19 protein-coding genes and 1 tRNA gene are annotated in these 18,432 nt (G+C 64.4%); 5 read left to right on the plus strand and 15 right to left on the minus strand.

What is annotated here, in order from left to right; genetic code table 11:
• Positions 1 to 15 precede the first annotated feature (15 nt).
• The 4 genes from E5222_RS06875 to ribB are packed head-to-tail and all read right to left on the minus strand — an operon-like array spanning position 16 to position 3,187.
• Complete coding sequence (locus tag E5222_RS06875) at positions 16 to 942, minus strand: aldo/keto reductase (RefSeq protein ID WP_136693039.1); 927 nt, start codon at positions 940 to 942, stop codon at positions 16 to 18.
• Positions 939 to 1,358, minus strand: coding sequence for a 6,7-dimethyl-8-ribityllumazine synthase (gene ribH, locus E5222_RS06880; protein WP_136693040.1), 420 nt, complete (start codon positions 1,356 to 1,358; stop codon positions 939 to 941). The genes E5222_RS06875 and ribH overlap by 4 nt, the downstream gene beginning before the upstream one ends.
• Positions 1,358 to 1,888 (minus strand): CYTH domain-containing protein, encoded by a 531-nt coding sequence (locus E5222_RS06885; RefSeq protein WP_136693041.1) that lies wholly within the window; start codon positions 1,886 to 1,888, stop codon positions 1,358 to 1,360. The genes ribH and E5222_RS06885 overlap by 1 nt, the downstream gene beginning before the upstream one ends.
• Positions 1,889 to 3,187: a 3,4-dihydroxy-2-butanone-4-phosphate synthase gene (gene ribB / locus E5222_RS06890; RefSeq protein WP_136693042.1), complete on the minus strand. Its 1,299-nt coding sequence runs from the start codon at positions 3,185 to 3,187 to the stop codon at positions 1,889 to 1,891.
• Between the two features lie 119 nt (positions 3,188 to 3,306).
• Here ribB and E5222_RS06895 point away from each other — a divergent pair, with 119 nt between their 5' ends.
• Positions 3,307 to 3,825 (plus strand): flavin reductase family protein, encoded by a 519-nt coding sequence (locus E5222_RS06895; RefSeq protein ID WP_136693043.1) that lies wholly within the window; start codon positions 3,307 to 3,309, stop codon positions 3,823 to 3,825.
• Here the strand turns inward: E5222_RS06895 and E5222_RS06900 are convergent.
• Positions 3,816 to 4,622: a M48 family metalloprotease gene (locus tag E5222_RS06900; protein WP_136693044.1), complete on the minus strand. Its 807-nt coding sequence runs from the start codon at positions 4,620 to 4,622 to the stop codon at positions 3,816 to 3,818. The two genes, E5222_RS06895 and E5222_RS06900, sit on opposite strands and share 10 nt — an antisense overlap.
• A gap of 276 nt (positions 4,623 to 4,898) precedes the next feature.
• On the opposite strand from E5222_RS06900, the gene E5222_RS06905 reads away from it, so the two are divergent.
• A complete protein-coding gene (locus tag E5222_RS06905) occupies positions 4,899 to 5,900 on the plus strand; it encodes an NAD-dependent epimerase/dehydratase family protein (RefSeq protein ID WP_136693045.1) in 1,002 nt (333 codons plus the stop codon).
• On the opposite strand, the gene E5222_RS06910 is transcribed toward E5222_RS06905, so the two are convergent.
• From E5222_RS06910 to E5222_RS06945, 8 genes are all read right to left on the minus strand, one after another.
• On the minus strand, positions 5,901 to 7,055 hold the full coding sequence (locus E5222_RS06910) for an alpha-hydroxy acid oxidase (RefSeq protein ID WP_136693046.1): 1,155 nt from the start codon (positions 7,053 to 7,055) through the stop codon (positions 5,901 to 5,903).
• A gap of 6 nt (positions 7,056 to 7,061) precedes the next feature.
• On the minus strand, positions 7,062 to 7,790 hold the full coding sequence (locus tag E5222_RS06915) for an SDR family oxidoreductase (protein WP_136693047.1): 729 nt from the start codon (positions 7,788 to 7,790) through the stop codon (positions 7,062 to 7,064).
• A 261-nt stretch (positions 7,791 to 8,051) separates the two neighbouring features.
• Positions 8,052 to 8,127: transfer RNA gene (locus E5222_RS06920), tRNA-Lys, on the minus strand.
• Positions 8,128 to 8,214: 87 nt separating this feature from the next.
• Positions 8,215 to 9,282 (minus strand): rod shape-determining protein RodA, encoded by a 1,068-nt coding sequence (gene rodA / locus E5222_RS06925; protein WP_136693773.1) that lies wholly within the window; start codon positions 9,280 to 9,282, stop codon positions 8,215 to 8,217.
• A 47-nt stretch (positions 9,283 to 9,329) separates the two neighbouring features.
• Entirely contained in the window at positions 9,330 to 11,360 is a 2,031-nt protein-coding gene (gene mrdA, locus E5222_RS06930; RefSeq protein ID WP_136693048.1) for a penicillin-binding protein 2, read from the minus strand.
• A gap of 3 nt (positions 11,361 to 11,363) precedes the next feature.
• Positions 11,364 to 11,918, minus strand: a complete 555-nt coding sequence (gene mreD / locus E5222_RS06935) for a rod shape-determining protein MreD (RefSeq protein ID WP_136693049.1) — start codon at positions 11,916 to 11,918, stop codon at positions 11,364 to 11,366.
• On the minus strand, positions 11,918 to 12,811 hold the full coding sequence (gene mreC, locus E5222_RS06940; protein ID WP_136693050.1) for a rod shape-determining protein MreC: 894 nt from the start codon (positions 12,809 to 12,811) through the stop codon (positions 11,918 to 11,920). Before mreC ends, mreD begins: the two co-directional genes overlap by 1 nt.
• Positions 12,812 to 12,844: 33 nt before the next feature.
• A complete protein-coding gene (locus tag E5222_RS06945) occupies positions 12,845 to 13,891 on the minus strand; it encodes a rod shape-determining protein (protein ID WP_136693051.1) in 1,047 nt (348 codons plus the stop codon).
• A gap of 183 nt (positions 13,892 to 14,074) precedes the next feature.
• Here E5222_RS06945 and mutL point away from each other — a divergent pair, with 183 nt between their 5' ends.
• Both mutL and E5222_RS06955 read left to right on the plus strand, forming a co-directional pair.
• Positions 14,075 to 15,892 carry a DNA mismatch repair endonuclease MutL gene (mutL, locus tag E5222_RS06950; RefSeq protein ID WP_136693052.1) on the plus strand — a complete coding sequence of 606 codons (1,818 nt, stop codon included), beginning with the start codon at positions 14,075 to 14,077 and terminating at the stop codon, positions 15,890 to 15,892.
• Positions 15,892 to 16,395 carry a hypothetical protein gene (locus E5222_RS06955; protein WP_136693053.1) on the plus strand — a complete coding sequence of 168 codons (504 nt, stop codon included), beginning with the start codon at positions 15,892 to 15,894 and terminating at the stop codon, positions 16,393 to 16,395. Before mutL ends, E5222_RS06955 begins: the two co-directional genes overlap by 1 nt.
• A gap of 3 nt (positions 16,396 to 16,398) precedes the next feature.
• Here E5222_RS06955 and E5222_RS06960 read toward each other — a convergent pair whose 3' ends face one another.
• Positions 16,399 to 17,115, minus strand: coding sequence for an NYN domain-containing protein (locus tag E5222_RS06960; protein ID WP_136693054.1), 717 nt, complete (start codon positions 17,113 to 17,115; stop codon positions 16,399 to 16,401).
• Between E5222_RS06960 and E5222_RS06965 the strand changes: the two genes are divergently transcribed.
• A complete protein-coding gene (locus tag E5222_RS06965; protein ID WP_136693055.1) occupies positions 17,114 to 17,770 on the plus strand; it encodes a hypothetical protein in 657 nt (218 codons plus the stop codon). The two genes, E5222_RS06960 and E5222_RS06965, sit on opposite strands and share 2 nt — an antisense overlap.
• A 12-nt stretch (positions 17,771 to 17,782) precedes the next feature.
• Here E5222_RS06965 and E5222_RS06970 read toward each other — a convergent pair whose 3' ends face one another.
• Positions 17,783 to 18,430 (minus strand): carbonic anhydrase, encoded by a 648-nt coding sequence (locus E5222_RS06970; protein ID WP_136693056.1) that lies wholly within the window; start codon positions 18,428 to 18,430, stop codon positions 17,783 to 17,785.
• Positions 18,431 to 18,432 lie beyond the last annotated feature (2 nt).

Here is an 18,432-nt window from a genome sequence, read left to right on the forward strand (position 1 = left end):
GCGTGGTTCCCGGCGTCAGGCTCCGGCGGTAGTCAGTCGTTCAAGCTGGTCCTCGGTCAGTTCAAGTTCCACCGCGGCGAATTGCGCGGCAAGCTGTTCGGGCTTGCTGGCACTGGCTATGGGCGCGGTGATGCCCGGCTGGGCGAGCAGCCAGGCGAGAGCGACGGTCGCATGTTCCGCGCCGGTTTCCTCCACCACGGCATCAAGCGCCGGAAGCACTTTCAGCCCGCGATCGAAGAAGCGTTCGATGCTGGAGCCGCGATTGTGGCGTTCGAGGTCCTCGCGCGTACGATACTTGCCCGTCAGGAAACCGGCGGCGAGGCCGAACCACGGGAAATGCGCGATGTCCTGTTCCGCGCAGAGCTGGCGCAGGTCCTCGGGAAAGCCCTCGCGGCAGACCATATTGTACTCGTTCTGCAGCACGGTGAAGCGCCGGTGGCCACCAGCATCGGCAGCGGCATTGAGCGAGCCGAGGCGCGCTGCATCGTAGTTTGACGCGCCGAGTTCGCGCACCTTGCCGGCCTTCACCAGCGCATCGAAACCGGCGGCGACATCGGTCTGCGGCGTCTCCTCCTCATCGCGATGGGCGTAATAGAGATCGACATAGTCGGTGCGCAGGCGTTCGAGCGACTTGTCCAGCTCCTCCGCAACCTTCGCCGGGGCGAGGTCGCCGGGCTTGCCGAACATGCCGGTCTTGGTGGCAATCTTCATCTCGGCCCGCACGCCGCGCGCCTCGAGCCATTTGCCAATCACCGCCTCGCTCTCACCGCCGACATGACCTTCGACCCAGACCGAATAGCCCTGCGCCGTATCGACCATGCGCCCACCCGCTTCGTAGAAGGTGTCGAGCACGGCGAAGCTGGCATCCTCGTCAGCGGTGAAGCCGAAGACATTGCCGCCAAGGACCAGCGGGATTCCGTCGATGGAGGGATGGTCGGTCATGCGAATTTCTCCTGCAGCGCCAGCAGTGCCATCGCAGCTTCGGCGGCACCGACACCCTTGTTACCCTGCGCGGGATCGGCGCGATAGATCGCCTGCGCCTCATCCTCGGTGGTAAGGATGCCGTTGCCGATGGGAATGCCGTCCATCGTCAGCGCCATGATGCCGCGCGCGCTTTCTCCGGCCACGATCTCGAAGTGATATGTCTGGCCGCGAATGACCACGCCGAGCGCCACGAAGCCGTCATAGCGCCCGCTCTCCGCTGCGGTGGCGATGGCGCCGGGGATCTCCAGCGCGCCGGGGACGGTCAGTACCTCGACCTCGTGCCCCGCCGCTTCCAGTGCGCCTTTCGCGCCGGCGATCAGCATGTCGTTGAGATGGGCGTAGAAACGGGCTTCGACGATAAGGAAACGGGCCATTATTGCTCCGGTATTGCGTTGTGAATTGCCAACGAACCGCCCTGCCAGGCCGGTTCAAATGTGATTTCGCGGCCAGCCCATGCAGGAGGGGAAATCCCTTCAATCTCGGCCGGGCCGGCGGCCTCAATCTCCACGATGACGAGGCCGGCAAGTCCCCCTTGGAAAAGGTCGAGGGTCCAGGTCAAGCCGCTATCGACCACGTGATAGCGAGACTTGCGCAATTCTGCACCCGACAAGGTGCGGAAAACGTCATACTCGGCATGATTGAGATAGGCGGTAACGATCGGCCTGACGGACGCGTCCGCGCACTCATATTTCTTGGTGAGCTTGAACACCGGGACGTCAGAGCCGCGCACCATGCTGCGCAGTCGCAGCCGCGTCCCCTCAAGATAGCGGTCGCAGATGTCTATCCGAGGCAGGCCCGCAATATCGGGAGCATTGCCCGCCTCAACCAGCCAGCGCCGCTCGCACTCCAGATGCGCGTATTTCGGGTCGGCCAGTTCGGCCTCGAGATCGCGCGGCGACGGCATTCAGCCGCCGATCGGCCGCTCGCCAACGATGGACAGGCCATAGCCCTCCAGGCCGACAAGCGCATGCTTGGTATTGGTCAGCAGCACCATGTCGCTGACGCCAAGTTCGGCCAGGATCTGCGCGCCGACGCCGTAATCGCGCTGCTCGGCAGGGGTATCGTCGTCAGCGCCAACGGGGGGAGGGCCGCTCTTCTGCCCGCGAATGGAGCGGGTGGCGTAATCAGGCATGGGCCGGTTGATGAGAACCACCACGCCTGCGCCTTCCTCACCGATGATCCGCATCGCGCCTTCCAAAAGGCCGCACCGGTCGGTCTGCTGGGCGAAGACGTCGTCGAAGATCGACAGAGCATGCATGCGCACAAGCGTGGGCTTGTCAGGATCGATATGACCTTTGACCAGCGCCATGGTCTCACCCTTGGTCGCCTTGTTCCAGAAGCTGATCGCGCGCCAGTCACCGCCCCAGCGGCTGCTGAAACGCGTTTCCTCGCGCCGTTCGACAAGGTGATCGTGCTGCCGGCGATAGGCGATCAGGTCGCGGATCGTGCCGATCTTGAGACCGTGCTTGCGGCCGAAAGCGATGAGGTCCTCAAGCCGCGCCATCGAGCCGTCCTCGTTCATGATCTCGCAGATCACGCCTGCGGGATTGAGGCCGGCAAGGCGCGAGATATCGACCGCCGCTTCGGTATGCCCGGCGCGCACCAGCACGCCGCCTTCGCGCGCGACGAGCGGGAAGACATGGCCCGGCGTGACGATATCGTCCTTGCCCTTCGAAGCATCGATTGCGACCGAGATCGTCCGCGCGCGGTCGGCAGCGCTGATGCCGGTGGTCACGCCCTCGCGTGCTTCGATAGCGACGGTGAAGGCTGTCTCGTGCCGCGTGCGGTTGCTGCGGCTCATCGGATCGAGCCCAAGCGTCTCGACGCGCGCCTTGGTCAGCGAGAGGCAGATGAGGCCGCGGCCATGCGTTGCCATGAAGTTGATGGCATCGGGCGTAGCCATCTGCGCCGGGATGATCAGGTCACCCTCATTCTCACGATCCTCATCATCGACAAGGATAAACATACGCCCATTGCGTGCCTCGTCGATGATCTCCTCTATCCCGACCAGAACGGGTGTGTCATCATTCTCGGTCAGGAAACGGTCGAGCTTGGCGAGCGTTTCCGCCGTCGGGTTCCACGTTGCCTCGGTACAATCGCGCAATGTGTTGACATGCAGCCCCGCCGCGCGGGCAAGACCCGCCTTGGTCATGCGCCCATCGGAGACGAAACTGCGGACTCGCTGGATGATATTCTCTGCCATGGGTCGCCGTTTATCACATTATGATGTGATGACAAGCGCAGGAATCACATTGATCGGCTCAAATCTTGTCCTTGCACCTTTGCCCGCGCGCAAGCATTGAGGGGTCCAAGGGAGGCTCCGTGAGCGATTCAGTGCAGGACAGGGACGCGTTGCTCGACGCATTTCGCAACGCCATGCGGCATGTCGCGGCGACGGTTTATGCGGTGACCACGCGTCATGAGGGCAAGGCCTATGGCATCCTGGCCACCGCAGTCAGTTCGCTGAGCTTCGATCCGCCCTCGCTCCTCGTCTGCATCAATCGCAGCGCCTCGCTCCACGATCCGCTGCTGGCGGAGCGGAAGTTCTGCGTCAACGTGCTGGGTCTCGGCAACCGCCATGTCGCTCAGCATTTCATGAACCCCGCCGCACCCGACCGTTTCTCGGTAGGTGAATGGCAGGACTTCCACGGTGTGCCCATGCTGGCGGACGGGCAATCGAGCTTCGTGTGCGACCTTGTCCATGCGCACGAATTCGGCACGCATACGATCGTCATCGGAGAGCTTGTCGCGGCCCAGCACCGGCAGGACGCGACGCCGCTCACCTATTTCGACCGCAATTACATCGATATCAGCGAAGCGCCTGAGCGCGATCAGTCCTGATCTTCGCCGGAAGGGAAGGGCAGGTCCCTCGCTGCAAGCAGCTGCGCGGGCATTGAGAGCCCCGGCTGCGGCAAGCCATGCTCGGCGATCTCCGCTTCCAGCAGGGCGATCCGCTCCTGACGCGAAGGATGGCGGCGTCCGTTGAACAATCCGCGGCTGACCCGGCGGCCGGCCTCGGCCTCCCAGAAGTCCGGCGCGATTTGCGGATCGTATCCGGCATTGGCGAGCAAATGGACGGACAGGCGATCGGCTTCGATCTCGACGATGCGGCCCAGCCTGCGGTGCCTTCCGAACTGGCCGATCAGCCCGCCGCGCACGCCCGTTTCCTCCAGCCTCCGGCGGTGCTCCAGCACGCTATGCGCCAGCTCATGCGCGAAGATGGCGGCGAGCTGGCGGTCATCGGCCAGTTGCATCATCGCCAGGCTGATCTGGATCACACGGCCATCCGACCGCGCGATGCGATCGCCATCGACCAGCACCTCCACCAGAGCGCGGCACCCTGCCTGTGCATCCAGGACGGCGCTCGCGAAGCGGCTATCGCGCCGATAGCCGATGCGTAGCGCCGTCGCCGGATCGCTCCCGGCGATTTGCGCCAGTATGGTGTCGCGCAGCGGTTCGCCCGCAACCACGGATTGGCTCGCCAGCGGAGCGTCATCGATCCGTACCAGCGCGTCACTGGCCATCAGACCCGCACGGTCTGCTGCGGAGCCGGGGACGACGGCTGCAATGGCCACATCGCCCTGCGCGAACCACAGCTCCGGCGGCTCTGCATACTGGTCTGCGCTGTGCAGTACCATTCCCGTGACCGGCATCGTTTCGCGGCAGAGTGGCGCATTCGCCTGCAGGATTCGCCCGGCCACACGGGCCAACCGCTCATCCTGCGCGTGCAATGCCGCATAGGGTCCCTCTTCACCAGCAAGGGCCAGGACAGGTGATGGTAGGAAGGCAAGCGCCAGAATAGCCGCGATCCAAGCGGCAAAGGCGCGCCCCTTTCCTACCGCGGATTTTGCTGTAACAGGTGCGCGCGATTGGCGGGGCCTGTGCTGCGTCCCGCGCGAGGAACGGGGAAGTGGATGCGATATCTGGTCACGGGCGCTGCAGGCTTCATCGGTGCGGCCGTCTCCGACGCCCTGCTGGCGCGCGGCGACAGCGTGATCGGGATCGACAGCCTCAACGACTATTACCAGGTCCAGCTCAAGCGCGACCGGATCGCCCGGATCGAAGCCCGCGCGACTGAAGGCGCCTTCCGCTTCGCCCAGGTCGATTTCGCCGACCACCGCGCGCTGGACGAAGCCCTCTCCGGCGAGGAGTTCGACCGCATCATCCATCTGGGTGCGCAGGCCGGTGTGCGTTACTCGCTCGAAAACCCGCGTGCCTATGTCGATTCGAACGTGATGGGGCATGTGAACCTGCTCGAAGTCGCACGCCATCGCGGCGTCGATCACATGGTCTATGCCAGCTCCAGCTCTGTCTATGGCGGGGCGGACAAGGTGCCCTTCAGCGTCGACGACCGGGTCGATCACCCGCTCTCGCTCTATGCCGCGACCAAGAAGGCGGACGAGCTGATGAGCGAAACCTATGCCCATCTCTACCGCATTCCGTTGACGGGATTGCGGTTCTTCACCGTCTACGGACCATGGGGCCGGCCAGACATGATGATGTGGATCTTCACCGGCAAGATCCTGGCGGGAGAGCCGATCCCCGTCTTCAACCATGGTGAGATGTGGCGCGACTTCACCTATATCGACGATATCGTCGCAGGCGTGCTGGCGGCGGCCGATCATCCGCCCGCCGATGATGGGACGGTAAAGGCCGGGGGTTCGGTTAAACCGCATGCGCTCTACAATATCGGCAATCACGTGAGCGAGAAGCTCACCGATGTGATTGCGCTGCTGGAAGAGGCCTGCGGACGCAAGGCGGAGATCGAACTGCTGCCAATGCAGCCTGGCGACGTGCCGCGCACCTTTGCCGATATCGACGCGATCCGCCGCGACCTGGGATACGAGCCCACCACATCCGTCGATGTCGGGGTGCCGCGTTTCGTCGCCTGGTATCGGGACTATCACGGCCTGTAGCTACTCCTTGCGGAGCGCTTCGGGCCCGATCTCGGCTATGCTGGCAAGGCCGAGCATGGCCATCACTCTTGCGGTCTCTGCCTGCAGCAGTTCCAGCGCACGGGTAACACCCGCCTCTCCCGCCGCGGCAAGGCCATAGAGAGTTGCACGCCCCACCATCACCGCGTCGGCACCAAGGGCGAGGGCCTTCACCACGTCGCTGCCTCGGCGGACACCGCTGTCGAGGAAGACGGTCATCCTGCCGCCCACCGCCTCCACGATCGCCGGCAGGGCGTCGATCGAGGCAATCGCGCCATCGAGCGAGCGGGCGCCATGGTTGGAGACGACGATCCCGTCCGCCCCCATCGCGAGCGCCTGCTTCGCGTCGTCCGGATGGAGGACACCCTTCAGCACCAGCTTGCCGGGCCACTTCTCTCGCAGCACCGCAAGGCCTGCCCAGTCGAGATCGTCCTGCTTGAACAGTGCTCCCGGCTTGGCTCCGCGCGCCACCGAATGCTTCAGCTTCTTCGGGAGGTTCGCCTGCGCCGGTATCCCGCCATCCAGCATGTAGCGCCCGATCACACCAGCCAGCCAGCGCGGGTGGAGCAGCATGTCGGTGCCATTGCGGCGATTGAGGCCGAACGGCATGCCGAAACCGTTGTGGTAGAGATACTCGCGATTGGGCGCGACAGGCAGGTCCAGCGTCACGAACAGCGCTTCGCATCCGAGTGCATGGGCACGCTCAAGCACGCCATAGGAGAGCTCGCGGTCCTGCCACATATAGAGCTGGAACCACTGATTGCCGCCAGCGGCCACAACCTGCTCCACATCCATTGTGCTGGCGCTGGAGATGGTGAAGGGCAGGCCGTGGCCGGCCGCCGCACGGGCGAGGTGAATATCGCCCTTGTGCCACATGATCCCCGCAGCGCCGGTGGGCGCTATCGCCAGTGGCATGGCGGAGGGCTTGCCGAAGATCGTGCAGCTTGTGTCCACCGCATCGACCTTTCGGCCAACGCGCGGCACGAAGGTCAACGCATTGAAGGCATCGCGGTTGCGCGCCATGCCCGTCTCGTCCTCGACACCGCGCTCCAGGTACTCCCACACGCCTTTCGGCAGCCGCCTGCGCGCCTTGGCCCGCAAGTCGGCAATGTTCCAGCAGCCCAGATCCGCCCCCATGTGCCGTCAGCCGCGGCCGAGGAAGGGCAGCTTGTTCTGCACCATCAACGCTTCGTAGAAGTTGAGGTGGTCGGGCATGTCGCACATGTGGATGATGATCCCCGCAGCCTCCTCGGGCGTGGCGGCGAAGTTGTCCGGCAACTTGACCGATCCGGGCATGATCTCGGTCGCGACGATGCCGGGATGGAAGATCGACACGGCGATCTGGTTATCGCGCCCGTCCAGCGCCATCGCATGGGTCAGTCCCTGCAGGCCGAACTTGCTGGCGGTGTAGGAGGGGCATTCGCTGCGCGGCACCTTGGCCGAGATCGAGCCGACATTGACGATGCGCCCGTGCCCAGCATCGAGGAAGATCGGCCAGGCGTGCTTCGAACACAAGAAGGCGCTGGTCAGATTGGTGGTCAGCACCTTGTTCCAGTGCTCGAGCGACGTCTCATGGACCGGCACGTTCTCGGCAATGCCGGCATTGTTGATGAGCACGTCCACCGTGCCGAACCGCTCCACGGCGGAAGCGAACAGGTGCTTCACCGCTTCCTCGTCCGTCACGTCGGTCGCTACGGCCAAGGCCTCGCCGCCCATGCTCTCGATCTTGTCGACGAGGGCAGTCAGACGCTCGGCCCGGCGCGCAGCGAGCACGACCTTCGCGCCCTTTTCGACAAAACCCAGCGCACAAGCCTCGCCAATGCCCGAACTGGCGCCGGTGACCACGGCAACACGACCTTCAAGGATGCTCACAGCTTCTCTCTCCCATAATCAGCTCTCGCATCCTCACTGCCAGAGACGCGGCAAAAGGCAACGGCAAGGAACGCGAAACGGGGGTTTTTGTGGAGGCGCTTATTCATCGGAAGCCGCGCAATCACGCCATTCGCGAACCAATTGGCACCGCAAAGGTGTAACCTTCCAGGAAGGGGTGTTCCGTGCGGAAAAGGGCAGATCATGCGCGCAAACCTACGCGCCACAGCGCGCTGTAGGAAAGCGATGCTCAAGGAGGGGGAATGGTGGACGCACTAGGGCTCGAACCTAGGACCCGCTGATTAAGAGTCAGCTGCTCTACCAACTGAGCTATGCGTCCGTTCCGGCCATTCCGGGAGCCGATGTTGCCGTGCGGCGAATCATCGTGAGGCGCTCATATAGCGGAGAATTCGCGCCTGAAAAGGGGTCAGATCGAAGAAGTTCGTGCCTTCCGGTTCCAGCGGTCCACCATCATCAGCGTGCCGATGCAAATCATGTTGGTCATCATCGAGGATCCGCCATGGCTCATGAAGGGCAGGGGAATGCCCACCACCGGCGCCAAACCCATCACCATCATCAGGTTGATCGCGACGTAGAAGAAGATCGTCGCAGTCATCCCGCCCGCCAGCAAACGGCTGAACCGGTCGGGCGCGGCGCGCGCGACATTGAGGCCCCAGCGCAGGATGATGCCGAAGACGAGCAGCACGAAAATGCCGCCGATCAGCCCCCATTCCTCAGCCATGGTGGCGAAGACGAAATCGGTATGCGGTTCCGGCAGGTAATCGAGATGGCTCTGCGAACCCTCGCCAAAGCCCTTGCCGGGAATGCCGCCCGAGCCGATGGCGATTTTCGACTGGGTGATGTGATAGCCCGCGCCCAGCGGATCACTCTCGGGATCGAGGAAGGTCGTCACGCGGCGGCGCTGGTAATCCTGCAGGCCGAAGAAATAGGCGAGCGGGGCCACCACCATGGCCGCAATGCCGCCACCGAGGAACCATTTTCCGGGCAGCCCGGCGAGGAACAGCAACACGGTCCCGCCAAAGGCAATGGCTAGCGTTGTGCCGAGGTCGGGCTGCAACAGGACCAGCGCCATGGGCAGCGCCATCAGTACAGCAGGCGGGACGATCGCGCGCCATGTGCCGATCATGCCCACCGGCATGGTGTGGAAATAGCTCGCCAGAACCAGCACGATGGTCGGCTTCATCAGCTCGGATGGCTGGATACGGATAGGGCCAAGTTCCAGCCAGCGCTGGCTGCCACCGCCCACCTGGCCAATGATCTCCACGCCCAGCAGCAGTAGCAGGACCGCGCCATAGGCTGGGTAGGCGAGCATGAAGGCCCATTCACGCGGCACGCGCCACATCACCAGCGCCATCACCAGGAACACACCGAAGCGAATGAGGTGCGAATCGGCATAGGGAGACAGCGATCCTCCCGCCGCCGAATGCAGTACCGCCGCGCCGAACAGCACCAGCGCCATCAAAGGCAGCAGCATGGCCCAGGGCACCTGCGCCAGCGGGGCGGGAAGGGTGACCGCGCCCTTCACGTGGCGATACCCGGAGCCGTGGGGTTGGCCTCGCCCCTGGGGGCGATGGCTTCCGTCACCGCCTGTTCTGGCTCGGTCGCGGCGGCACGCGCTTCGGCCTCGACCCGTTGGGCAAGCGTGATGGGGTCTGGCGGTGGCGGCAAGTCGATCCCCGCCGCCTCGGCATAGCGGGCGTAATCGGCATCGAGCCGCTGCTGCGCGGTGCCACCCCATTGCCTCTCAAGCGCATGCAGCGCCTCAAGGCCTTTTTGCGGATCGAGCAGGAAGGTCATCACGTCACGCGCGACCGGATAGGCTGCGCCCGAACCGCCGCCATGCTCGATCACTACCGCACCGGCATAGCGCGGGTTGTCGAAGGGGGCGAAGAAGATGAACAATCCGTGGTCGCGATAGCGCCAAGGACCGGACTTGCCATCGGAAATATGGAGGCCGACCACCTGTGCCGTACCGGTCTTGCCAGCCATCAGCACGTCCTGGATGGGAAGGCGCGCGCGGCCCGCCGTGCCCGGTCCGTTGACAACGTCGCTCATCGCGCTCTGGATCACATGGACGTGCTCATCGGTGAAACCCAACCGCTGGAAGGCGGGCTGCTGTTGACCGTCCAGCACAAGCCGCGGTGCCACTTCACGGCCCGTCGCAAGCCGCGCGGACATGACCGCCAGCTGCAGCGGATTGGCCAGCATATAGCCCTGGCCGATAGTGGCGTTGACCGTGTCGAAAGGCTGCCATTGCTGGCCGTACTTCTCCAGCTTCCACGCCGGATCGGGAACGGTGCCGTAAAACTGGCTGACCACTGGCAGGGGGAAAGTCTGCCCCATGCCGCAGCGCCGCGCCATCGGGGCGATCACATCCATGCCGAGGCGCTGGGCGAAGTGATAGAAATAGACGTCGCAGCTCTGGTAGATGCCCTTGGCCATGTTGACCTGGCCGTGTCCACGCCGGTTCCAGCAGCCGAAGCGGCGATTGCCGACCTGCAGCCCGCCGCCACAGAACACCGTTTCCTCCGGGTCGAGCCCCGCTTCGAGGAAGGCCATGGAAACCATCGGCTTTACCGTCGATCCAGGCGGATAGAGCCCCTTCAGCACCTTGTTGCGCAGCGGAACGCGATCGTTCTCGCTCAGCATCTGGTATTCGACGCGGCCGATCCCGTCGGAAAAGCTGTTCGGATCGAAGCTGGGCATGGAGGCCATGCACAGCAGGTCGCCGGTCAGGCAGTCCATCACCACGACCGAACCCGATTCGAGGCCGAGGCGGCGCGCGGCATAGTCCTGCAGCGGACCGTCGATCGTCAGGCGTACGGCATTGCCCTGCACGTCGTCGCGCATTTCGAGGTCGCGAATGATCCGCCCCCCGGCGGTCACTTCCACGCGGCGCGCGCCAGGTTCGCCGCGCAATTGCTGCTCGAACTGCTTTTCGAGACCGTCCTTGCCCATCTTGAAGCCGGGCGTGACCAGCAGCGGGATCGGCTCTTCCTCGTATTCCTCGCGGCTCGCCGCGCCGACATAGCCGATCAGGTGGCCGACGGAGGGGCCGGTGGGGTAGTAGCGCGAATAACCTCGCTGCGGCACCACGCCGGGAAGTTCGGGCAAGCGCACGCTGACGGCGGCGAATTTCTCATATTGCAGGCCGCTGGCGACGGGCACTGCGCTGAAGCCGGCAGAATCCTCCAGCCTGTCGAGCAGGTCCTGCTTCTCCGCCTCGGTGAAATTAAGCAGGTCGCTGAGCGTATCGACCGTGCCTTCGACATCGCCCATCCGTTCCGGGATGATATCGACGCGGAAATCGGCGCGATTTGAGGCGAGCGGGGAACCATTGCGGTCGAGGATCCAGCCACGGCGCGGCGGGATCAGGGTGAGGTTCACCCGGTTGCTCTCCGCCTCCATCCGGTACTTCTCGTTCTCGGCCACGGCGATATAGCCCATGCGCGCCGCCAGCAGCAGGCCGATGCCGCCCTGCACCGCGCCCACCACAAAGGTGCGGCGGTCGAACGTGTCCTTCAGCTGGTTGGTCGAGATCTTGGTATCCATCGCCTATCCGATGCGCCGTACCCGCAACAGGCGAATGCGGTCCAGCAATGCCACTATGCTGGCGATAATGGGAAACAGGACGATGGAGAGCAAGAGCTGCGGGGCAATCACGCCCATGCGCAGCAGAGTCATCTGCGCGCCGGAAACAAGCGCAGCGACGAGCAGGTAAGTGATGATGATCGCTGCGGCGGCCAGCCAGTTCTGCCAGAAGCTGCGCCAGGGAAAGCGCATCTCCAGCAGGTCGAGCGCGATCAGCGTGAGCGAGAACAGCATGATCCCGCTCCCGAAAGGCTGCCCGGAATAGAGATCGTCGAACAGGCCGAGCGGAAGGCCCGCCCACAGCGGCAGCAGGCCCGGGCGCAGCAAGTGCCAGGCGATCAGGAACATCAGGCCCATCGGCGGCAGGACGGGCGCGGCAGCGATCACCGGCAACATGGGCGTGAGCGAGCCGATCAGGATCGTCGCCCACGGAATGCCATGGGCGAGCACGGGCGAATGGTCGCGGTTGATCTTGTTGCCATAGGCATCGCGGCGGGCGCGGGGGTTGAATTGCTCCATCAGTCTTCCGGCAGCGCGATTTCGGGCGGCTGTTCGCTCGCCTGCAAAGCGTCACTGTGCCAGATCGGCTCCACGATCACGACATCGGTAGCGGCCGGATTACTGAGCAATTGGGCGATCGCGCCATCCTGTGTGATCTCGGTCGCCATCGCCACTGCCACGCCGGGGCGAAACAGCCCGCCCGCGCCGGAGGTGACGAAGACATCACCCAGCTCGATCGGGTTGATGCCGAGATTGATGAGGCGAATGCGCAGCGAACCGTCCGCGCGCCCTTCGGCAAAGGCAACCACGTCGTCCGTCGCGCGGCGCACCGGCACCATGCTCTCCGTATCGGTCAGCAGCAGCACGCGCGAACTGTCGCGCCCGGCTTCGAGCACGCGCCCGACGAGGCCCATGGGAGAAGTGACCGGCATGCCGTTTGTCACCCCGTCGTCGGTCCCGGCGGAGAGATAGGCGAAGCGGCGCGTGCTGGAGGAAGTCGAACCGATCAGCCGCGCGGTAGCGACGGGTTCGGTATCGCCGCTCATCAGGTTGAGCACGCCTTTCAGCCGCTCATTCTCCTGCCGCAGCGCCTCCGCCTCGGCCAGGCGAACGCGGGCAATGGCGATCTCGCGCTCAAGCTCCGCGTTCTTGCTGCCGGCGTCGTAATATCCGGCAATCGCCTCGAAGAAGCTGCGGCCGCCCGTGCGCGTAACGGCACCGGCCTGCCCGGCGGGGGAGGCAAGGTCGCTGGCCATGGTACGCAGGCCCTGGAAGGTCTGCGGGCTCCAGATCGAAATTACGAGGAGGATGGCGCCGACAAGCGCGCTGGCGCCCGCGACAACGTAACCGGCGAACAGCCCCAGCTGCGCCCGCTTGTTCGATCCAGACCTGTGTGCAACCGGCGGCGCCATAACCGCCACGCCCTCCTTGAAATTGTCCCGTTATCAGGCGGTCATCAACACGCCGCGATAGATCGGGTCCTCCATAGCACGACCCGTGCCCATGGCCACGCAGGTGAGCGGATCCTCGGCGATGCTGACCGGCAGGCCGGTCTCTTCCTTCAGGTGATCGTCCAGCCCGCGGATCAGCGCGCCGCCGCCAGTGAGCACGATGCCCTGGTCGACGATATCGGCGGCGAGTTCGGGTGCGGTGTTTTCCAGCGCGATGCGCACGCCTTCCACGATCGCACCGATCGGTTCGGACAGCGCCTCTGCGATATGCGCCTGGTTGATGGTGATTTCCTTCGGCACGCCATTGACGAGGTCGCGGCCCTTGATGGTGATCTGCTCGCCGATCCCGTCCTCAGGAACGACGGCGGTGCCGTAATCCTGCTTGATCCGCTCCGCCGTGGCATCGCCGATCAGCAAATTGTGGTGTCGGCGGACATAGGAGACGATTGCCTCGTCCATCTTGTCACCGCCGGTACGAACCGACGTGGTATAGGCGAGGCCGCGCAGCGAGAGCACGGCCACCTCGGTCGTGCCGCCGCCGATATCGACGACCATGGAGCCGACCGGCTCGGTTACCGGCATGTCCGCACCGATGGCAGCCGCCATCGGTTCGAGGATCAGGTAGACTTCGGACGCCCCGGCATTGCTGGCCGCATCGCGAATGGCGCGCTTTTCCACCGAGGTCGCGCCTGAAGGCACGCAGATCGTGATTTCCGGATAGCGCAGCAAAGTGCGCTTGCCGTGCACCTTGCGGATGAATTCCTTGATCATCTCCTCGGCCACGTCGAGATCGGCAATCACGCCGTCGCGCAGCGGGCGGATGGCTTCGATGTTGTCGGGCGTCTTGCCCATCATCATCTTGGCATCGTCACCCACGGCCTTGACCCGCTTGATGCCGTTGATCGTCTCGATCGCCACCACGGACGGCTCGTTCAGTACGATCCCGCGATCCTGCACGTAAACCAGTGTGTTGGCCGTTCCCAGGTCGATGGCCATGTTTTGCGAACCGAACTTGAACATATTCGAGAAAAAGGAACCCATTGAATTTTCCGTATGTTACTGCGGGAAGTGGCGACAAGATCTGCGCCATTTGCAGCGAGAGGTGCGAAGGAAGCCGCTGTCTAGCGCGAAGCGCAGGAAAATTCCAAAATTTTGTGCGGACAATCCGGGGGTTTTTTCACCGCTCGTCTCGAAATGTCGGCAGGTCACCGCTAGGGTTTGCCCATGCCGCAAATCCGCCGCCTTCCTGAAACGCTGATTAACCGCATCGCCGCGGGCGAGGTGGTGGAGCGTCCGGCCTCCGCGCTGAAGGAGCTGGTGGAGAATGCCATCGATGCCGCGGCCACGCAAATCGCCGTGCACATCGTGGAAGGCGGGCTCTCGCGCATCGAGGTGACCGATGACGGCTGCGGCATGTCGGCGGACGACATGGCGCTCGCGCTGGAACGGCATGCTACCTCGAAGCTGCCTGACGAGGCGATCGAACAGGTCGCCACACTCGGTTTCCGTGGTGAGGCATTGCCCAGCATCGCCAGCGTCGCGCGGCTTTCCATCGAAAGCCGGGTGAGAGGCGCGGATGAGGGCTGGCGCCGTGTGGTCGATCACGGCATCGTCGCAGAGGAAGGCCCCGCCGCGCTGCCGCCCGGAACGCGGGTGCGAATGGAGAACCTCTTCGCGAAGATCCCCGCGCGCCGCAAATTCCTGCGCACATCGCGCAGCGAATATGCCGCCTGCCTGGATGTCGTGCGCCGCCTCGCCATGGCCCGCCCCGATATCGGTTTCACCTTCACCCATGGCGACCGCCGTATCTTCCAGCTCCAGCCCGGCCAGCAGGTGGAGGAACGGGTGGCGCAGATCGTTGCGCGCGAGCTGGCGGACAATGGCGTGTCGCTCGACATGGAGCGCGGGGAGATGCGGCTGACGGGCGTGGCCGGCCTGCCGACCTACAATCGCGGCGTGGCAGATCACCAATACCTCTTCGTCAATGGCCGCCCGGTGAAGGACCGGCTGCTTACCGGCGCGGTGCGCGGCGCCTATGCCGACATGCTCGCGCGTGACCGGCACGCGGTGCTGGCGCTGTTCCTGACCCTGCCGCCCGAAGATGTGGACGTGAATGTCCATCCGGCGAAAACCGAGGTGCGCTTTCGCGATTCCGCCGGAGTGCGCGGCTTCATCGTTTCGGGCCTGAGGCAGGCGCTTTCGACCGGCGACCGGCGCAGCGCGCAGACCCCCGACGCGGCGGCAATGGGCCGCTGGCAGGTGGAGCCCGCCGCTGCGCCTCAACCCGGCTTCCCCGTGCAGGACACGATGCGCTCTATCTTCGGCGGGCGTGACTGGTCAGCCCCGCAACCTCGCGTCGGAGAGCCAGCCGCCGCATGGCGCGGTGCGGAAAGCGATGTCATGGCGCTGCCGCAGGGCCGGGCAGAGGCGGCGGAGGACCTGTCTGAAGAGGCGCGGCAGTATCCGCTCGGCATCGCCCGCGGGCAGGTTGCCAACACCTATATCGTCGCCGAGGCGGAGGACGGGCTTGTCATCGTGGACCAGCACGCGGCGCATGAACGCATCGTGCTCGAACGCCTGCGCGCGGCAGGTGCGGGGGACAAGGTCGCCGCCAGCCAGGCCCTCCTCATGCCGGACGTGGTCGAAATGGACGAACCGGCCTGCGACCGGCTGGAAGAACAGATCGACAAATTTGCCGAGCTCGGCCTCGTCATCGAGCGCTTCGGCCCCGGCGCGATGCTGGTGCGCGCGCTCCCGGCATCCCTCAAGCGTGCCGATCCGCAATCGCTCCTGCAGGACCTCGCGGATGACCTTGCCAAGCATGGCGACAGCCTGCTGCTGGGCGAGAAGATCGAGCATGTGCTGGCGACAATGGCCTGCCATGGATCGGTCCGTGCCGGGCGCACGCTCAATGTCACGGAAATGAATGCCTTGCTGCGCGAGATGGAGGCGACACCGCGTTCAGGGCAGTGCAATCATGGCCGCCCGACATGGGTGAAACTGTCCATGGATGATGTCGAGAAGCTCTTCGGGAGACATTGATGCGTCGCGTAGTTCTTGTGCCGCTGGCGGTAGCGGCACTGGCAGCCTGCCAAGCGGAGGTAACTCCGGAGGAAAAGGCGATGTTCGACGAGGAAGCGGTCGCCATGGTCGAACAGGCCAATGACAGCGAGCCGCCGCTGCTGCCGGTCACGCCCGAACCGATCCTCACGCCGGATATCGAGCAGCACGACATGTACGGCGCCTCATGCTCCTATGCCCCCGGCACCAGCCTCGGCGCACGTGTGATTGCGCGCCAGGCCGACGCGTTCATGAAGGTGGAGGGGGAGATCATCCGCTTTGCCGCCGATCCCGGAGCACGGGAGCTGCCTTTTGCTACCCGCTCGCTCTATAACGGCCGCGTCTATTCGCTGCGGCTGGAAGTGGAAGGCGAGGGCGCGCAGTCGGGCGACGAGGTCCGGGATTACGAAGGCACGATCAGCCTGCGCGACCGCTGGGGCCGCGTCGTCTATACCGGCACCGGCCTCGTACAATGCGGGGCTTGAGGATCAGCGCAGGCGCTTGACGTAGAGCTGCTTGTCGTCGCGCCGTTCCATCAGGAAGTGGTCGGAGGCCGCGCGCATCAGGTCGGACAGGCGCTTGAAGCCGTAATTGCGCACGTCGAAGCTGGAGCGGTTGCCGGCGATCTGGCCAACTTCGTGCAGCCGCGCAAATCCCTCATCGTCGCGGCTGGAGGCTTTCCATGCGGCGCCGAGCAGGGCGATCAGTTCCTTGTCGAATTCGCTGGCGCTGGCGCCGGACTTGCTGTCGTCAGCCTGGGACGTGCGGATCAACTGGTCGACATCGATATAGCGGGTGCAGGCGGTCTTGAACGCCTCGGGCGCCTTGTCGCTGCCGAAGCCATAGACGATCAGCCCGTCCTGCCTGAGCCGCGTGACCAGCGGAGTGAAATCGCTGTCGCTGCTCATGATGCCGAAGCCATCGACCTTGCCGTCATACAGCATATCGACCGCATCGATCGTCATCGCCATGTCGGTGGCGTTCTTGCCCTTGGTCAGGTCGAACTGCTGCACCGGCTGCAAGCCATAGCGATGGGTGATCTTGTTCCAGTTGCTGAGCGCGGGCTTGGCCCAGTTGCCATAGGCGCGGCGAATATTCACCTGCCCCAGCTCTGCCAGCACGGTCAGCACCGGATCGATCCCGGCATGGCTGGCATTGTCTGCATCGATCAGCAGTGCGATATTCTTGAGTTCAGCTTCAGGCATGGCCGGTTATGTGGCCTGTGGAAATGGAGAGTGCAAGATGGAGAGGGCTTTGCGGCGAATCCCACTGATACTGCCGCTGATCCTCCTGTGCGGGTTCGCGCCACAGAAGTCCTATTCGGAATGTATCGAAGACCCGGAAGCCTTGCTCGCGATGAGCTTCGAGGATTTCGATCAGGGCGTACGGCCGGACGGCGACGGGCCGCGGCAAGAGTGGGGCTGGCGCCCCCTGGCGCGGCAGGAGGGCTGCTACACCGCGGTGGCTGTACTGCTTTCCCAGTGGCGTGAACGCAATGGCGCAAACCTGCATCCCTTCCATCAAGGCGCACTGCTCTTGCACGAAGGCCAACTGCGTGCAGGCGGTGGCGACTATGCGGCAGCGATATCGTTGATCGAGGAGAGGCGTGCCATGGAAAGTGACGCCGCCGGCAAGGCCTATTTCGATGCTATGATCGCCTTCCTCCGGTCCGATCGCGAAGCGCTGCTCGCCGCGCGAGAGCGGCTGCTGGCAGTGCCGGAACCGCCCAACTGGTCCGAAACACAACGCCTGTTCAGGGAACAGGCCGGCCAGGAAATGACTTGGCCAATCAATATCGAGGCGACCGACACGCTCGTCCGGTGTTTCGGGAAACCCTATCCGGTCTTTGGCGAATGCTGATCCAGGGCGGGCCTAGGCCGGGTTGAACTCGCCCGAAGCCTCGTCGAGCAGGTGGAGAACACCGTCCGAAATCGCGAAATAGGCGCCGCGCAAGGTCAGCTCGCCTTTGCCCTCCTTGCTCTGGACGCAAGGGAAGGTGCGCAGGTTGGCGAGGCTGACTTTCACGCCCGCCATTTCCATCGCGCGTTCGGCTGTGCGGCCTTCAGTGCCATGTTCGTGGGCGACGGCATCGCGCGCTTCGTCCAGCATGCCGATCCAGTCGGCGACGAAACCGCCTTCGCCCGGCTCGTTGCCATGAAGGTTGCGCGTCAGCGCCGCCTGGCAGCCGCCGCACAGGCCGTGGCCCATCACCAGCACTTCACGCACCTTGAGGAACTGCACCGCAAATTCGAGCGCCGCAGATACGCCGTGATGACCGGGGGAGGTCTCGAAAGGCGGGACAAGCGCGGCGACATTGCGTACCACGAAGATCTCGCCCGGATTGACGTCGAAGATCTGCGAGGGATCGACGCGGCTGTCCGAACAGGCGATCACCATCACGCGCGGTTCCTGGCCTTCCTTCAGCTCGGCCCAGCGGTCACGCTCGAGCTTCCAGCCTCGTTCGCGAAAGCGCCGGTAGCCGGCAATCAGGGTGTCGAGTTCGGGAGATTCGCTGTTCATGG

It is taken from the genome of Alteraurantiacibacter aquimixticola (assembly GCF_004965515.1).
Classification (GTDB): Bacteria; Pseudomonadota; Alphaproteobacteria; order Sphingomonadales; family Sphingomonadaceae; genus Alteraurantiacibacter; species Alteraurantiacibacter aquimixticola.

Excerpts from the sequence above, each read along its gene's own strand:
- E5222_RS06885 (WP_136693041.1), bottom strand. The coding sequence starts at position 1,888 with ATGCCGTCGCCGCGCGATCTCGAGGCCGAACTGGCCGACCCGAAATAC.
- E5222_RS06955 (WP_136693053.1), top strand. The coding sequence starts at position 15,892 with ATGCGTCGCGTAGTTCTTGTGCCGCTGGCGGTAGCGGCACTGGCAGCC.
- E5222_RS06875 (WP_136693039.1), bottom strand. The coding sequence starts at position 942 with ATGACCGACCATCCCTCCATCGACGGAATCCCGCTGGTCCTTGGCGGC.
- E5222_RS06910 (WP_136693046.1), bottom strand. The coding sequence starts at position 7,055 with ATGGGGGCGGATCTGGGCTGCTGGAACATTGCCGACTTGCGGGCCAAG.
- ribB (WP_136693042.1), bottom strand. The coding sequence starts at position 3,187 with ATGGCAGAGAATATCATCCAGCGAGTCCGCAGTTTCGTCTCCGATGGG.
- E5222_RS06960 (WP_136693054.1), bottom strand. The coding sequence starts at position 17,115 with ATGCCTGAAGCTGAACTCAAGAATATCGCACTGCTGATCGATGCAGAC.
- rodA (WP_136693773.1), bottom strand. The coding sequence starts at position 9,282 with ATGCTGCTGCCTTTGATGGCGCTGGTGCTGTTCGGCGCGGCGGTACTG.
- mreD (WP_136693049.1), bottom strand. The coding sequence starts at position 11,918 with ATGGAGCAATTCAACCCCCGCGCCCGCCGCGATGCCTATGGCAACAAG.
- E5222_RS06900 (WP_136693044.1), bottom strand. The coding sequence starts at position 4,622 with ATGGTACTGCACAGCGCAGACCAGTATGCAGAGCCGCCGGAGCTGTGG.
- E5222_RS06965 (WP_136693055.1), top strand. The coding sequence starts at position 17,114 with ATGGCCGGTTATGTGGCCTGTGGAAATGGAGAGTGCAAGATGGAGAGG.
- mrdA (WP_136693048.1), bottom strand. The coding sequence starts at position 11,360 with ATGGATACCAAGATCTCGACCAACCAGCTGAAGGACACGTTCGACCGC.
- E5222_RS06905 (WP_136693045.1), top strand. The coding sequence starts at position 4,899 with ATGCGATATCTGGTCACGGGCGCTGCAGGCTTCATCGGTGCGGCCGTC.
- E5222_RS06945 (WP_136693051.1), bottom strand. The coding sequence starts at position 13,891 with ATGGGTTCCTTTTTCTCGAATATGTTCAAGTTCGGTTCGCAAAACATG.
- mutL (WP_136693052.1), top strand. The coding sequence starts at position 14,075 with ATGCCGCAAATCCGCCGCCTTCCTGAAACGCTGATTAACCGCATCGCC.
- ribH (WP_136693040.1), bottom strand. The coding sequence starts at position 1,358 with ATGGCCCGTTTCCTTATCGTCGAAGCCCGTTTCTACGCCCATCTCAAC.
- mreC (WP_136693050.1), bottom strand. The coding sequence starts at position 12,811 with ATGGCGCCGCCGGTTGCACACAGGTCTGGATCGAACAAGCGGGCGCAG.
- E5222_RS06970 (WP_136693056.1), bottom strand. The coding sequence starts at position 18,430 with ATGAACAGCGAATCTCCCGAACTCGACACCCTGATTGCCGGCTACCGG.